This window comes from Pseudomonas sp. BIGb0164, assembly GCF_024810135.1.
Lineage (GTDB): Bacteria > Pseudomonadota > Gammaproteobacteria > Pseudomonadales > Pseudomonadaceae > Aquipseudomonas.
On the sequence record NZ_JANUEA010000006.1, the window covers coordinates 302,531 to 317,371 of the forward strand.

The 14,841-nt window shown below is 61.9% G+C and carries 14 protein-coding genes; 7 read left to right on the forward strand and 7 right to left on the reverse strand.

What is annotated here, in order from left to right; genetic code table 11:
- The first annotated feature begins 5 nt into the window (after positions 1 to 5).
- From M2394_RS18115 to M2394_RS18130, 4 genes are all read left to right on the forward strand, one after another.
- Complete coding sequence (locus tag M2394_RS18115; protein ID WP_259173392.1) at positions 6 to 1,337, forward strand: TRZ/ATZ family hydrolase; 1,332 nt, start codon at positions 6 to 8, stop codon at positions 1,335 to 1,337.
- Between the two features lie 64 nt (positions 1,338 to 1,401).
- On the forward strand, positions 1,402 to 2,100 hold the full coding sequence (ubiG, locus tag M2394_RS18120) for a bifunctional 2-polyprenyl-6-hydroxyphenol methylase/3-demethylubiquinol 3-O-methyltransferase UbiG (protein WP_003189760.1): 699 nt from the start codon (positions 1,402 to 1,404) through the stop codon (positions 2,098 to 2,100).
- 4 nt (positions 2,101 to 2,104) lie between these two features.
- Positions 2,105 to 2,776, forward strand: coding sequence for an N-acetylmuramic acid 6-phosphate phosphatase MupP (gene mupP, locus M2394_RS18125; protein ID WP_178919881.1), 672 nt, complete (start codon positions 2,105 to 2,107; stop codon positions 2,774 to 2,776).
- 188 nt (positions 2,777 to 2,964) lie between these two features.
- The gene (locus tag M2394_RS18130; RefSeq protein ID WP_259173397.1) at positions 2,965 to 3,705 is read left to right on the forward strand and encodes a YciK family oxidoreductase; all 741 of its coding nucleotides are present in this window, start codon (positions 2,965 to 2,967) and stop codon (positions 3,703 to 3,705) included.
- 134 nt (positions 3,706 to 3,839) lie between these two features.
- Here the strand turns inward: M2394_RS18130 and M2394_RS18135 are convergent, their stop codons facing one another.
- The 6 genes from M2394_RS18135 to M2394_RS18160 are packed head-to-tail and all read right to left on the reverse strand — an operon-like array spanning position 3,840 to position 10,000.
- Positions 3,840 to 5,354 carry an ABC transporter substrate-binding protein gene (locus M2394_RS18135; RefSeq protein WP_178919879.1) on the reverse strand — a complete coding sequence of 505 codons (1,515 nt, stop codon included), beginning with the start codon at positions 5,352 to 5,354 and terminating at the stop codon, positions 3,840 to 3,842.
- Between the two features lie 32 nt (positions 5,355 to 5,386).
- A complete protein-coding gene (locus M2394_RS18140; protein ID WP_178919878.1) occupies positions 5,387 to 6,358 on the reverse strand; it encodes an ABC transporter ATP-binding protein in 972 nt (323 codons plus the stop codon).
- Positions 6,355 to 7,311 (reverse strand): ABC transporter ATP-binding protein, encoded by a 957-nt coding sequence (locus tag M2394_RS18145; RefSeq protein WP_178919877.1) that lies wholly within the window; start codon positions 7,309 to 7,311, stop codon positions 6,355 to 6,357. Before M2394_RS18145 ends, M2394_RS18140 begins: the two co-directional genes overlap by 4 nt.
- Positions 7,308 to 8,165, reverse strand: coding sequence for an ABC transporter permease (locus tag M2394_RS18150; RefSeq protein ID WP_259173398.1), 858 nt, complete (start codon positions 8,163 to 8,165; stop codon positions 7,308 to 7,310). The genes M2394_RS18145 and M2394_RS18150 overlap by 4 nt, the downstream gene beginning before the upstream one ends.
- The gene (locus M2394_RS18155; protein ID WP_259173400.1) at positions 8,162 to 9,109 is read right to left on the reverse strand and encodes an ABC transporter permease; all 948 of its coding nucleotides are present in this window, start codon (positions 9,107 to 9,109) and stop codon (positions 8,162 to 8,164) included. Before M2394_RS18155 ends, M2394_RS18150 begins: the two co-directional genes overlap by 4 nt.
- A gap of 3 nt (positions 9,110 to 9,112) precedes the next feature.
- Positions 9,113 to 10,000 carry a proline iminopeptidase-family hydrolase gene (locus tag M2394_RS18160; RefSeq protein ID WP_259173401.1) on the reverse strand — a complete coding sequence of 296 codons (888 nt, stop codon included), beginning with the start codon at positions 9,998 to 10,000 and terminating at the stop codon, positions 9,113 to 9,115.
- A gap of 183 nt (positions 10,001 to 10,183) precedes the next feature.
- Between M2394_RS18160 and M2394_RS18165 the strand changes: the two genes are divergently transcribed.
- Positions 10,184 to 10,948, forward strand: coding sequence for a LuxR family transcriptional regulator (locus M2394_RS18165; protein ID WP_178919873.1), 765 nt, complete (start codon positions 10,184 to 10,186; stop codon positions 10,946 to 10,948).
- Positions 10,949 to 11,041: 93 nt separating this feature from the next.
- Positions 11,042 to 11,974 carry a proline iminopeptidase-family hydrolase gene (locus M2394_RS18170; RefSeq protein ID WP_178919872.1) on the forward strand — a complete coding sequence of 311 codons (933 nt, stop codon included), beginning with the start codon at positions 11,042 to 11,044 and terminating at the stop codon, positions 11,972 to 11,974.
- Positions 11,975 to 12,114: 140 nt separating this feature from the next.
- On the opposite strand, the gene M2394_RS18175 is transcribed toward M2394_RS18170, so the two are convergent.
- Positions 12,115 to 13,617: a nucleobase:cation symporter-2 family protein gene (locus M2394_RS18175; protein ID WP_178919871.1), complete on the reverse strand. Its 1,503-nt coding sequence runs from the start codon at positions 13,615 to 13,617 to the stop codon at positions 12,115 to 12,117.
- A gap of 173 nt (positions 13,618 to 13,790) precedes the next feature.
- Between M2394_RS18175 and M2394_RS18180 the strand changes: the two genes are divergently transcribed.
- Positions 13,791 to 14,741 carry a LysR family transcriptional regulator gene (locus M2394_RS18180; protein ID WP_178919870.1) on the forward strand — a complete coding sequence of 317 codons (951 nt, stop codon included), beginning with the start codon at positions 13,791 to 13,793 and terminating at the stop codon, positions 14,739 to 14,741.
- Positions 14,742 to 14,841: the final 100 nt, after the last annotated feature.

The window sequence follows — 14,841 nt, forward strand, 5'->3', positions numbered from 1 at the left end:
CTGCGATGACCGCCACTGCTGCCCCGCTTGACTTGGTATTGCTGCCGACCTGGCTGGTGCCCGTCGAACCTGCCGGCGTGGTGCTCAAGGAGCATGCCCTCGGCATCCGGGACGGGCGCATTGCCTTTATCGGGCCACGGGCCGCAGCGTTGAAGCTTAAAGCCACGGAGGTGCGCGAACTGCCGGGCATGCTGCTCAGCCCGGGCCTGGTCAACGCCCACGGCCACGCGGCGATGAGCCTGTTTCGCGGCCTGGCCGATGACCTGCCACTGATGACCTGGCTCGAAAAGCACATCTGGCCCGCCGAGGCCAAATGGGTCGACGAAGCCTTCGTGCGCGACGGCACCGACCTGGCCATCGCCGAACAGCTCAAGGGCGGCATCACCTGCTTCTCCGACATGTACTTCTACCCCAAGGTTGCCAGCGACTGCGTGCACAACAGCGGCATCCGTGCACAGATTGCATTCCCGATCCTCGATTTCCCGATCCCGGGCGCCAGCACCGCCGATGAGGCCATTCGCCAGGGTGTCGAGCTGTTCGGCGACCTCAAGCATCACCCGCGCATCAAAATCGTGTTCGGCCCCCATGCCCCGTACACCGTGTGCGATGAGAACCTGGAAAAAATCCGGGTCATGGCCGAAGAGCTGGACGCGTCGATCCATATGCACGTTCACGAAACCGCCTTCGAAGTGCAGCAAGCTGTCGAACAGACCGGCGAGCGCCCACTGGCGCGCCTGGGTCGACTCGGCCTGCTCGGCCCACGCTTCCAGGCCGTTCACATGACCCAAATCAGCGAGGACGACCTGGCTTTGCTGGTAGAAAGCAACACCAGCATCATCCATTGCCCGGAATCGAACCTGAAACTGGCCAGCGGCTTTTGCCCGGTGGAGCGTCTGTGGCAGGCTGGCGTCAATGTGGCCATCGGCACTGACGGCGCAGCCAGCAACAATGACCTGGACTTGCTGGGCGAAACCCGTACAGCCGCGATGCTGGCCAAGGCCGTCGCCGGTTCGGCCACCGCCCTGGATGCCCATCGCGCCCTGCGCATGGCTACCCTCAACGGCGCCCGGGCCATGGGCCTGGAAAGCGAGATCGGTTCGCTGGAAGTGGGCAAGGCCGCCGACATCGTCGCCTTCGACCTGTCGGGGCTGGCGCAACAACCGATCTACGACCCGGTCTCACAGCTTATATATGCCACCGGACGCGATTGCGTGAAACACCTTTGGGTCGCCGGCAAGCAGTTGCTCGACGATCGGCAATTGACCCGCATGGATGAACAACAGTTGACCGCCACGGCCATCGCCTGGGGCCAACGCATCAGCGGGCACACCGAATAACGAAGGTTTTGAACCCACGGGTTCAGGACTGACCAAACGATTTATCAGGTTTAGAGGATTCACCATGAGCAACGTCGACCACGCCGAAATCGCCAAATTCGAAGCCCTGGCCCACCGCTGGTGGGACCGCGAGAGCGAGTTCAAGCCGCTGCACGACATCAACCCGCTGCGGGTCAACTGGATTGACGAACGCGTCAACCTGGCCGGCAAGAAGGTACTGGACGTCGGTTGCGGCGGCGGCATCCTCAGCGAAGCCATGGCCCAGCGCGGCGCCACCGTCATGGGCATCGACATGGGCGAAGCGCCGCTGGCCGTGGCCCAGCTGCACCAGCTGGAATCCGGCGTGAGCGTCGAATACCGCCAGATCACCGCCGAAGCCCTGGCCGAAGAAATGCCCGAGCAGTTCGACGTGGTCACCTGCCTGGAGATGCTCGAACACGTACCGGACCCGTCCTCGGTGATCCGCGCCTGCTTCCGCATGGTCAAGCCAGGTGGCCAGGTGTTCTTCTCCACCATCAACCGCAACCCCAAGGCCTACCTGTTCGCGATCATCGGCGCCGAATACATCATGAAGCTGCTGCCGCGCGGCACCCATGACTTCAAGAAATTCATCCGCCCTTCCGAGCTGGGTGCCTGGAGCCGCCAGGCCGGCCTGACCGTCAAGGACATCATCGGCCTGACCTACAACCCGCTGACCAAGCACTACAAGCTGGCCAACGATGTGGACGTCAACTACATGATCCAGACCCTGCGCGAGGAGTGAGCCTGTGAAGTTGCGAGCCGTACTCTTCGACATGGATGGCACCCTGCTGGACACCGCGCCGGACTTTATCGCCATCTGCCAGGCCATGCGCACCGACCGTGGCCTTGAGCCGATCAACCCGCAGCATATCCGCGATGAAATTTCCGGTGGTGCGCGGGCGATGGTTGCCGTGACCTTCTCGATGGACCCCGAATCCCCAGGCTTTGAAGACCTGCGCCAGGAGTTCCTGGAGCGCTACCTCAAGGGCTGCGCGATCCACAGCAAGCTGTTCGACGGCATGGCCGAGCTGCTGGAAGACATCGAGAAGTCCAAGCTGGTGTGGGGCGTGGTCACCAACAAGCCGCTGCGTTTTGCCGAACCGATCATGCAGCAACTGGGCCTGGCCGAGCGCTCGGCGCTGCTGATCTGCCCGGACCATGTGAAAAACAGCAAGCCGGACCCGGAGCCGCTGATTTTGGCGTGCAAGATGCTCGACCTGGACCCGGCCAGCGTGCTGTTCGTGGGCGACGACCTGCGCGATATCGAATCCGGCCGCGACGCTGGCACGCGCACCGCTGCGGTCACCTTTGGCTACATCCACCCGGACGACAACCCGCGCAACTGGGGTGCCGACGTGGTGGTGGACCACCCGCTGGAACTGCGCAAGGTGCTGGATAACGCACTGTGCAGTTGCTGATTGTTAACCGAATCTACTGACCAATGAAGTTCCAAATGTGGGAGCGGGCTTGCTCGCGAATGCGGTCTACCAGGAGCAAATTTTCTGCCTGATACTCCGCATTCGCGAGCAAGCCCGCTCCCACAGGGGATCAACGTTGCTTTCAAGTTTGGTGTCTGCAACCTGCTGAACTTTTGCCGAGGATGCTTATGTTTGATTACTCCGCACGCCCAGAATTGCTCAAAGACCGGGTGATCCTGGTGACCGGTGCCGGTCGCGGGATCGGCGCGGCCGCCGCGAAAACCTACGCCGCCCACGGCGCCACCGTGCTGCTGCTGGGCAAGACCGAAGCCAACCTGGCCCAGGTGTACGACGAAATCGAAGCCGCAGGCCAGCCTCAGCCGGTGGTGATCCCGTTCAACCTGGAAACCGCCCTGCCCCATCAATACGATGAGCTGGCCGCGATGATCGAAAAGGAGTTCGGCCACCTCGACGGCCTGCTGCATAACGCCTCGATCATCGGCCCGCGCACGCCGATCGAGCAGTTGTCCGGTGAGAATTTCATGCGGGTGATGCAAGTGAACGTCAACGCGATGTTCATGCTGACCAGCACCTTGCTGCCGCTGCTCAAGCTGTCCCAGGATGCTTCGGTAGTGTTCACTTCCAGCAGCGTCGGGCGTAAGGGTCGGGCGTATTGGGGGGCTTACGGGGTGTCGAAGTTTGCCACCGAAGGCCTGATGCAAACCCTGGCGGATGAGCTGGACAAGGTCGCACCGGTACGGGCCAACAGCATCAACCCGGGCGCCACGCGCACCAGCATGCGGGCCCAGGCCTACCCTGGGGAAAACCCGACGGACAACCCGACACCGGAAGAGATCATGCCGGTGTACCTGTACCTGATGGGGCCGGACAGTACCGGCATCAATGGGCAGGCGTTCGACGCGCAATAACAGGTATGCAAGAGAACTAAATGTGGGAGCGGGCTTGCTCGCGAAAGCGGAGTATCAGTCAAAAAATTACTGACTGATGTACCGCTTTCGCGAGCAAGCCCGCTCCCACAGTTGTATGCAGTGCTCTCTGGATCTTAGTTTTTCACCACTTCTTCGAGGGTGAAGCGGCCCAGTGGGTTTTGCAGGAAGTTGCTCACGTTCTTGCGAGAGATGTTGATGTACGGGCTGTAGTACAAGTCGATCCAGTTCACGTCCTGTTTAGCCAGCTTCTGCAGTTCGACATACATCTGCTCACGCTTGGCCGGGTCCGCCTCGATCCGCGCCTGCGCCACCAGTGCCTTGACCTTGTCGTTCTTGTAGCGGGTCATGTAGTTCTGGTTGGTGTCGTGGCCCAGCACGAAGGTGGTCTTCTGGTCCGGGTCGAGGATGTCGTTGGTCCAGTACATCACCGAAATATCGTACTCACCGTCCACCAGCATCTGCCAGCTCTGGGTCGGGTCGACCTTTTGCAGGTTGGCGGTCACGCCGACCTTGGCCAGTTGGTCCTTGATGATCACCGCAATCTGCTCATCGGCTTCGTTACCGGCGTTGACCACGTAGTTGAGCTTCAAGTCCTTGGCACCGGCCTGCTCCAGCAGCTTCTTGGCGGCGGTCGGGTCGTACGGACGCTGCAGGTTGTTGGCGTAGTGGTACAGCGAGCCCTTTGGAATGTAGGAATACGCCACGGTGCCCTGACCGTAGGTGGCGGTCTTGACCAGCGACTGCTTGTCGATGGCCATGTCCAGCGCTTCACGCACTTCCTGCTTGGCCAGTAGACCATGGGCATGGTTGATCAGCAGGTGATCCTCGCGGGTGGACGGGTCGGCGTGGATGACCACGTTCTTGTCTTTCTTCAGCTCTTCAACGCGGGAGAACGGTACGAAGATCGCCGTGTCCAGCTCGTTGTTCTGCACCATGCGCATGCGCGTGTTGTCGTCGGTGACGGACACCCACTCCACGCCATCCAGGCTCACGTTCTTGGCTTGCCAGAAGTTCGGGTTCTTCTTCAGGATCACACGATCCCCCTTGCGCCATTCATCCACGGTAAACGCGCCGGAGGTCACCGGGTTTTCCGAGTAGGCGTCTTCGCCCATTTTTGTCATGGCTTTTTCCGACAGGATCGACACCGTCGGCGACGCCAGTTGCGAGAGGAAGGCCACAGCCGGAGTCTTCAGCGTAACCACCAGGGTTTTCGGGTCTGACGCCTTGGCCGTATTGATCAGGTTGAACGGATCGGCCCACAGCGACGCCTTGTTGTCGCGGATGCGCAGCAGGCTGAACGCTGCGTCATCGGCGGTGATCGCCGAGCCATCCGAGAACTTCGCATCGCGCAGCTTGAAGGTGTAGGTCAGGCCGTCCTTGGAGATCTCCCAGCTTTCGGCCAGGCCCGGTTCCATCTTCGTGCCCAGGTTGTCGACGCGCACCAAGGTGTCATAGACGTTGGCAAATACCCAGGTGTCGCGGTTTTGCGCGCTTTTGATCGGGTCGAACGTGGTGCTGTCTTCACGGCAACCAATGGTCAGTACGCCAGCGGCTTGCGCCAGCCCGGCAGTGAGGGACCATGCAGTCAATGTAGCGGCGGCGAGCAATTTCAAATGGCGCGATTGCATATCACAACTCCTTGTTAATGAATGGCAGAGGGTTAGAGCAACGGTTCTTCAAGCACGCAACTGTACCGATGCTCGTGCAGGAAATGGGTAGGCGGCAACACGACGGAACACATGGCCCGGGCATGCCGGCAACGGGGGTGGAAGGCGCAGCCTGTGGGCAAATTCAGCGGGCTGGGTGGCTCACCTGGCAAGGGTTCGGCAGGCAACGGCCGATGCGGATCGATCTCGGGAATCGCCTCGATCAACGCGGCGGTATACGGATGACGCGGCGCCGTGAACACCGCCTCCACCGGCCCTTCCTCGACGATCTTGCCCAGGTACATCACCGCCACGCGGTCGCACAAACGCCGCACGATGGCCAGGTCGTGGGCGATGAACAGGATCGCCAGGTTCATGCGCTGTTGCAGTTCCAGCAACAGGTTGATGATCTGGCCCTGGATCGACACATCCAGCGCCGCCACGCATTCGTCGGCAATGATCAGGCGCGGCTCCACCGCCAGCGCCCGGGCGATACCCACGCGCTGGCACTGGCCACCACTGAGGGAGCCGGGTTTGCGGCTGGCCAGTTCGGGGCGTAGGCCAACCAGATCAAGCAACTCATTCACGCGTGCGGGGATCTGCTCTGACGCGACCTTGCGTTGCACCCGAAGCACCTCGGCAATGGTTTCACCGATGGTGTGGCGCGGGTTCAGCGCGGCGTACGGGTCCTGGAAGATCATTGCGGTTTCATGGCGCAGGCGGGTGATGTCGATGGCGCTGCCATGGGCCATGTCGATGCCATCAAACAAGACCTGGCCGGCGCTGATGGGGTTGAGGTGCAGGATCGCCCGGCCCAGAGTGCTTTTACCGCTACCGGATTCGCCCACCAGCCCCAGGGTTTCACCCGCCGCCAGGTTCAGCGACACGCCATTGACCGCCCTCACCCACTGCTTGTTCAGGCCGAACACGCCCGTGCCGGACGCGGCAAACTTCACCTCAAGGTCCTTGATCTGCAACAAGCTCATGGCTGGCCTCCGAGGGGATAGTGGCACGCCACTCGCGCACCTTCAGGCAACACGCGGGTACACAACGCGCCGACCTGCGGGCAACGCGGGTTGAACCGACAACCGGCGGGCAATGCGTCCAGCAAGGGGGGCTGTCCGGGGATCGTGCGCAGCAAGGCGTGACCGCTGCTATGGGCAGGCTGGCAGTCGATCAAACCCGCTGTGTACGGATGTTGCGGATGGGCCAGCACCTCGTATTTGCTGCCGTGCTCGCACAGGCGCCCGGCGTACATCACCGCGATGGCGTCACAGGTTTGTGCCACCACGCCCAGGTCATGGGTGATCATGATGATCGACAGGCCGCGCTCGTCACGCAGCGCCAGCAGCAGCCGCAAAATCTGCGCCTGCACGGTGACGTCCAGGGCGGTGGTCGGTTCATCGGCGATCAGCACTTTCGGGTTGCAGCCCAACGCCACTGCGATCATCGCGCGCTGGCGCATGCCGCCGGAAAACTCGTGGGGGTAGTTGTCGACGCGGGCCTGGGGGTCGGGAATACCGACCTGGCGCAGCACCTCGATGGCCTGCCGGCGTGCGTCTTTTTTCGAGGCACCTTGATGCAGCCGGATGCCCTCGGCGATCTGCTCGCCGATGCGCATCAACGGGTCCAGGTGGCTGCTGGGGTTCTGGAAAATCATGCCCAATTGCCCACCGCGTACGGCGCGCATACTGGCATCGTCCAGTTGCAGCAGGTCCTGGCCGGCCAGCCGCACCGCACCGCCTTGCACACGCAGGTTGGGCGACGGCAGCAGGCGCATCAGCCCACGGCAGGCCATGGTCTTGCCCGAGCCGCTCTCGCCCACCAGGCCGAGGATTTCACCTTCGGCCAGGTCGAACGACACGCGCTCCACCAAGGTGACATCACGACCGGCGTTACTGGCGATCACGCTGAGGTCGCGCACTTGCAACAGGCTCATGAGCGATCTCCCAACACTTGCGCCACACCGTCGGCCAGCAGGCTGAAACCCATGGCCAGGGTCACGATGGCCACGCCGGGGAAGGTGCAGATCCACCACGCGGTGGTGATGAACGCTTGCCCTTCGGCCACCATGGTGCCCCACTCAGCTGTCGGTGGTTGCACACCCAGGCCCAGGTAACTGACGGCCGCGCCATTGAGCAGCACCAGCACGGCGTCCGACATGGAAAACACGATCGAGCCAAACATCGCATTGGGCAGCAAATGCCGAAACAGAATGCGCCCATGGCCAAAGCCCAGGCTCTTGGCCGCCAGGGCGAAGTCGCTTTCCTTGAGCACCAGGATCTGCGAGCGAATCAGCCGCGCGTAAGACACCCAGCCCACCAGCGCCATGGCGATGTAGAAGCTCTTCAAGCCCGGCCCGAGGATCGCCATGATCGCCAGCATCAGCACCAGGAAGGGAAAGGCCAGGATCACGTCGATCACGCGCATGCAAAAGCTGTCGAAGCGCCCGCCGATATAACCGGACACCGCGCCGACGAAGGTGCCGATCATGAACGGGAAGATCACGCCGACGATGGCCAATTGCAGGTCGATGCGCGCACCCCAGATCACCCTCGACAGAATGTCGCGACCGTAGTTATCCGTACCAAATGGATGGGCCAGGCTCGGCCCGAACAAACTGATGTCCGTGTTCTGTGCTATCGGGTCATAAGGCGCAATCCACGGGGCGAACAGCGCAAGCCCCAGCCACGCCAGCAGAATCAGCAAACCCCACGCGGCCGTCAGACGGCCATTGCGAAAACCGAAACGCAAGCGCAGGCGCCAGGGCGCAATCAACGGACGGCTGCTCATTGCATTTTCACCCGTGGGTCGAGGGCCACAGTGACCACGTCAGCGATGAAGTTGATCAGCACCGTGGCGCAGGCCAGCACCATGGCCACGCCCTGCACCACCATGTAGTCGCGGGTAAAGATGCCGCGCACCAGCAATTGGCCGATGCCGGGAATGGCGAACAGGCTTTCGATCACCACGGTGCCGCTGATCAGCCAGCCGATATTCACCGCCAGCAGGTTGACCGCGGGCACCAGGGAATTGGGCAGCACATGCCGACGAAACACCGCGACTTCCGACAACCCACGGGCCCGGGCCGCCGTGACATGGTCGGCCTGCAGCTCCATCAGCATGCTTGCGCGCAAGTTGCGCACCAGCACCGCCGACAGCGCCAGGGCGATGGTCAAGCATGGCAGCACCATGTGGTGGGCCTTGTCGAGCCAGGTGCGACCGTAACCAGACACCGGAAACAAGCCCCACTGCACACTCAGCAACAAAATCAGCATCAAGCCCAGCCAGAACGCCGGCATGCCCAGGCCGACCGTGGTGAACACGCGGATCAAGTTATCCGCCCAGCCACCTTTATTACGTGCCGCCCAGGTTGCCAGCGGCACCGCGATCAACAGCGCCAGCACCACACTGCCGAGCACCAGCACCAGGGTGGGTTCGATGCGTGTGACGATCAGCTTCAGGGCATCGACCTTGTACAGCAGGGATTGGCCGAGGTCGCCCTTGAGCAGGTTCTTGAGGAAGTAGAAATATTGCAGCCACAACGGCTGATCCAGGCCGTACTGGGCGCGGATCTTCAGCAAGGCGTCCGGCGTGCTGCGCGAGCCCAGCAACGCGCGTGCCGGGTCCCCGGGGATCGAGCGCACCAGCACAAAGGTGATCAGGCTGATGCCAAACAGCACCGGCAGCAATTGCAGCGGCCGGGACAGCACAAAACGGTAACGCGCCAGGTTCATCCGTCAGCCCCGGTGACGAGCGAGAAAGTCCAGCAGCACCGGAAAGTACGCCTGGGGCTCTTCATAAAAAGGCATGTGGCTGCTGTTGGGGAACACGTGCAACTGCGCGTGTCTGGCCGCGAGTTTCATGCGGTGGGCGCAGGCCGGGGTGAGTTCGTCGTGCTGCCCGGTGGTGATCAGGATCGGCATCGTGAACTCGCCCATCTCCTTGATGCGGTTCCAGTCCTTGAGGTTGCCGATGTAGAGGAATTCGTTGGGGCCTTGCATGGTTTCGTACGGGCCCATGTTCCAGTCGCCCAGAGAGCGTTTGACCGGCTCCGGCCATTCGTCCAGGCGGCACACGTGGCGATAGTTGAGCAAGGTGATCGCGGCCTGGTACTGCGGATGATCCAGGGTGCCCATGGCTTCGTGGCGCTGCATCATGGCCACGGTTTCGCTGCCGAGGGCGCCGCGCAGGCGTTCAAGTTCCTGGGACAGGTGCGGAATGTCGCCGACCGTGTTTTCGAGGATCAGGCTTTTCAGCGCGTCGGGGTAATAAATGGCGTACTCGATACCGAGCCAGCCGCCCCAGGAATGCCCGAGCAGGTGCACGCGGCCCAGGCCCAGGGCCTGGCGCACGGTTTCGACTTCTTCGACATAACGGCGGATATCCCACAACGAAACGTCGGTCGGTCTGGCTGAAGCGCCCGTGCCAAGCTGGTCGAATGCAACCACTCGCAGGTTATGGTCCTTGAGCCAGCCATGGGCGTCGCGCAAGTAGTCACACGGCAGGCCCGGGCCGCCGTTGAGACACAAGAGCACCTCATCGCCTTCGCCAAAGCTGTAGACCACGAGGTTATGGCCGTCGACTTGCACGTTGTACTGCTGGTCGGGGGCAATTTCACGCCACATGCATACATTCCTTGTGTTGTATCGGCCTGGCAGGTAGCGGCCGTTTATCAGGCCAACACTACCGAGGATGCCGTGCGTCCATAACCTAGTATTTCTTATAGGTTTGGCCTGGCAGTCCTTCGCCGGGGCGTGGCATTCTACTTGCCGCAAGTCGAGATTCAAATGAATTCGGGAGCAGAACGGATGCTGGCCAAGCTTACTGCCTTCAACAATCGTCTGATGCCGGGCAGGAGCCTGGATGAGCAGATGGACAATACGTTTATTCTCGCCCAGCAGTTGGGCTTCGATGCGCTGGTGTACGACTACACCCCGGTGCCCATCGACCAGGATGGCTCGCTCATCACCCCTTCGGTGCTGGAGCTGCGCAACACCCCGTCCGACTGGCACGCCTTGTGGTGCAGTGAAGGGTTCTATCAGATCGACCCGGTTCAGCACCTGGCCCTGAGCACGGTGTCGCCGTTTGTCTGGTCCTATGAGGCCAAGGCCGAGACCGCGCTGCAAAAGATCATCGATCCTTGCCATGCCCCGGTGTCTTCCTACCTGCATGAGCGGCAACTCACCTGCGGCGTGAGCGTGCCCATCCACCTGCCCCGTGGCGGCTTCGCATCGCTGACCGGCCTGCGCACCGGCAAGGCGCGCACCGTATTACGCGACGCCCAGCAGACCCTGGCGGACTTCAGCCTGATTACCCATGCATTGCAGGAAGCAGCCTACCCACTGTTCAGCAAGGCGCTACGCAGCTACCCCCATATTCACCTGACCAAGCGCGAGCGCGAATGCCTGAAATGGGCCGCCGACGGCCTGACCGCCGCCGAAATCGCCACGCAACTGAGCCGGTCACTGGCGGTGGTCACCCTGCACCTGGCCTCGGCGATGCACAAGCTGGGCGCCAAGAACCGCGTGCAAGCGGTGGTGCGCGCCACCCATTACCGCCTGCTGGAGGACTGACCCTTCGGCAAAACCTAGCTGTTTTGCTAGTTACCTAAACCTGCCCTGCCGACTATGGTGTCCCTGATCCTTTTTTTAAGAGCAGGGTACGAAATGGAATTCATCGAGAAAATCCGCGAAGGCTTTGCGGCCTTCGGCGCCTACCAGACCTGGTATCGCGTCACCGGCGACCTGACCACCGGCCGTACACCGTTGGTGATCATTCACGGCGGCCCCGGCTGCACCCATGACTACGTCGATGCGTTCAAGGACGTCGCAGCCAGCGGCCATGCGGTGATTCACTACGATCAAATCGGCAATGGCCGTTCCACCCACTTGCCCGACAAAGACCCGTCTTTCTGGACCATCGGCCTGTTCCTTGAAGAGCTGAACAACCTGCTGGACCACCTGCAAATCAGCGACAACTACGCGATCCTCGGGCAATCCTGGGGCGGCATGCTCGGCAGCGAACACGCCATCCTGCAACCCAAGGGCCTGCGCGCATTCATCCCGGCCAACTCGCCGACCTGCATGCGTACTTGGGTCAGCGAAGCCAACCGCCTGCGCCAGTTGCTGCCCGAAGGCGTGCATGAAACCCTGCTCAAGCACGAAGCGGCCGGCACCTACAGCGACCCCGAGTACCAGGCTGCCTCACGGATTTTCTACGACCAGCACGTGTGCCGGGTCAACCCGTGGCCAGAAGAAGTGGCACGCACGTTCGCCCAGGTCGATGCCGACCCGACGGTGTACCACGCCATGAGCGGCCCCACCGAGTTCCACGTGATCGGCAGCTTGAAGGACTGGAATGTGATTGGCCGGCTGTCGGCGATCAAGGTGCCGACCCTGGTGATCTCCGGCCGCCACGACGAAGCCACACCGCTGGTGGTCAAGCCGTTCCTGGATGAGATCGAGGATGTGCGCTGGGCACTGTTCGAAGACTCGAGCCACATGCCTCACGTGGAAGAACGTCAGGCGTGCATGGGCACGGTGGTGAAGTTTCTGGATGAGGCGTGCTCGTTGCCGCACCGCGCACTCAAGGCCGGCTAAACACCCCTGTTGCTACACCGACTGGCTGAAACCCTGTAGGAGCTGGCTTGCCAGCGATAGCGATCCAACCGTCACCGCTGTGGTGACTGGCTGGCCGTCATCGCTGGCAAGCCAGCTCCTACAGGTATATCGGGGAGGTTTTAGACTTCGCTGGTCTCGGGCTTGGCGGACTTCTTGGGCACCTCGGCCACCAACGGAATCTCCTTGCCCTCGGCATCAAACAACTTGCCGCCACTGAAGTAGTCGCCATCGCGCAGTTCCGACACATCGCGGAAGCACAAGCTGCGCTCGGTCCCCGCCACGAACACTGACTGCTGGTCCGAGTTGCCGGCCGTGAAGTGGTTGAACGCCAGGTTCAGCAGGATCGCCATGATCGCCGACGAGCTGATACCCGAATGGAAAATCGTCGCAAACCAGCTCGGAAAGTGGTCATAGAAGCTCGGCGCAGCGATGGGGATCATGCCGAAACCGATGGAAGTGGCCACGATGATCAGGTTCATGTTGTTGCGATAATCCACCTTGGACAAGGTGCGGATACCGCTGGCCGCCACGGTGCCGAACAACACGATCCCGGCACCGCCCAACACCGACGTCGGCACCGCCGCAATCACCCGCCCCATGAAGGGCAGCAAGCCGAGCACTACCAGAAACACCCCGCCGGTGGCCACCACAAAACGGCTCTTCACGCCGGTCACCGCCACCAGGCCTACGTTCTGGGCAAATGCGCTTTGGGTGAAGGAACCGAAGATCGGCGCGAACATGCTCGACAGCATATCGGCGCGCAAGCCATTGCCCAGGCGTTTGGAGTCGACCTTGGTGTCGATGATTTCACCGACGGCCAGGATGTCTGCCGAGGTTTCCACCAGGGTCACCATCACCACGATGCACATGGAAATGATCGCCGCCACGTGGAAGGTTGGCATGCCGAAATGGAATGGCGTAGGGAAACCGAACATCGGCCCCTGGGCCACGCCGGAGAAGTCGGCCATGCCCAGGAATACCGCAATCACCGTACCGATCACCATTGCCAGCAGGATCGACAACCGCGAGATCGTCGCGCTGCCGATCTTGCTCAGCAGCAGCACCAACACCAGGGTCAACGCGGCCAGGCCGATGTTGGACATACTGCCAAAATCCGCCGCGCGGCTGTTGCCGCCCATGGCCCAGCGGGCCGCAACGGGCATGAGGGTCAAGCCGATGGTGGTGATCACGATGCCAGTCACCAGCGGCGGGAAAAACTTGGTGATCCGCGAGAACACCGGCGTGATCAGCAAGCCGATGAACGACGCGGCCATCACCGCCCCGAGTATCGCCGGCACGCCGCCCGCCCCATCACTGCCGACAATCGCCACCATCGTGGCCACACCGGCAAAGGACACGCCTTGCACCAGCGGCAACTGACAACCAAAAAACGGCAAGCCAAGGGTTTGCAGCAGCGTGGCCAGGCCACCGGCAAACAGTGACGCAGCGATCAGCAGGCCGATATCGGCGGGCGACAACCCCGCTGCCTGACCGACGATCAACGGAACGGCAACGATGCCGCCGTACATGGTAAGCACATGCTGCAGGCCGTAAGCCATATTGGCCGCGACGCCGAGATTCTCATCTTCTGGCCGCTGCGGTGACGCCTTCGGGATAGTCATGGTGGGGGGGTCTCTGTTTTTGTTGTGTATTCACTGTATGCAAAGGAAAGACGGGATGTCCATAGAGTTGTATACAATCAATCTCACAATAAGCCAGATGACGGCGATACAAAAATCCATTCAGCCGCCCTGCCCTGTGGCTTGAAGCCGTGCGCAAAAGGACCTGAAAAAAAATGCTCAACCGCAAGCTGCGTATTCATGCTCCGGCCATCTACTACTTCGACATGGTGCGGCGCTGCCATTCGATCCGCGAAGCCGCGCGGCGCCTGAACGTGGCGTCGTCGGCCGTGAACCGGCAGATCCTCAAGTTGGAAGACGAGATGGGCGCACCACTGTTCGAGCGGTTGCCGGGCGGCCTGCGCGTGACGGCCGCCGGTGAGATCCTTACGCGCCACATCAGCCTGCTGCTGCAGGATGTAGAACGGGTGCGCGGTGAACTGGATGGCTTGCACGGCGTGCAGACCGGGCATGTGGAAATCGCCACGGTGGAAGGGGCCGCCGTCGAACTGCTGCCTGCCGCACTCCGGCGTATGCGTGAGCGCTACCCGAAGGTGACGATTGGCGTCACGGTGCAGGGTTCGCAGTCGATTCCCGGCGCGGTGGTCAATGGCCAGGCGGACCTCGGCCTGGCGTTTGCCCTGCCGCGCAGCAACGAAATCACCCAGTTGTGCGTCGGCCATTTCCGCTTGGGCGCATTGATGACGCCGGAGCATCCGCTGGCCGGTGAAACGCGGGTGAGCTATGGGCAATGCTGCGAATACGGGGTGATCCAGGCCAAAAGCGAACTGTCGGTGCATCACCTCATCGCCCCGTTGCACACATCCACAGCGGCAGCGAGCAAGCCCCTGCTGCACAGCAACTCCATGGAACTGGCGCGACAGTTGGCGCGCCAGCAATTGGGCATCGCCTTCCAGACTCGCATCGGTATCGAGGCCGACCTGCAGCGCGGCGAACTGCTGCACATTCCGCTGAGCGACCAGGGTGGCATCTTCAGCGACCTGGGCGTGTATGCCCGCAAGGACCGTGACTTGCCCGTGGCAGTGCAAGCCCTGACCCACCTGTTGGGCGAAGAAATCGCCTTGCGCGAACGCGAGGAAATGCCCGCAGCACCGCGTATTTCCTGACTTTCAGGGCAAATACCGTGCTGCCGTTTCGGCATCGCCCCAGGCGAGATTCTGTTCTTTGGCGCGCGCAAGCCTTGTGCTGATACTGCGCCCGGCGGTC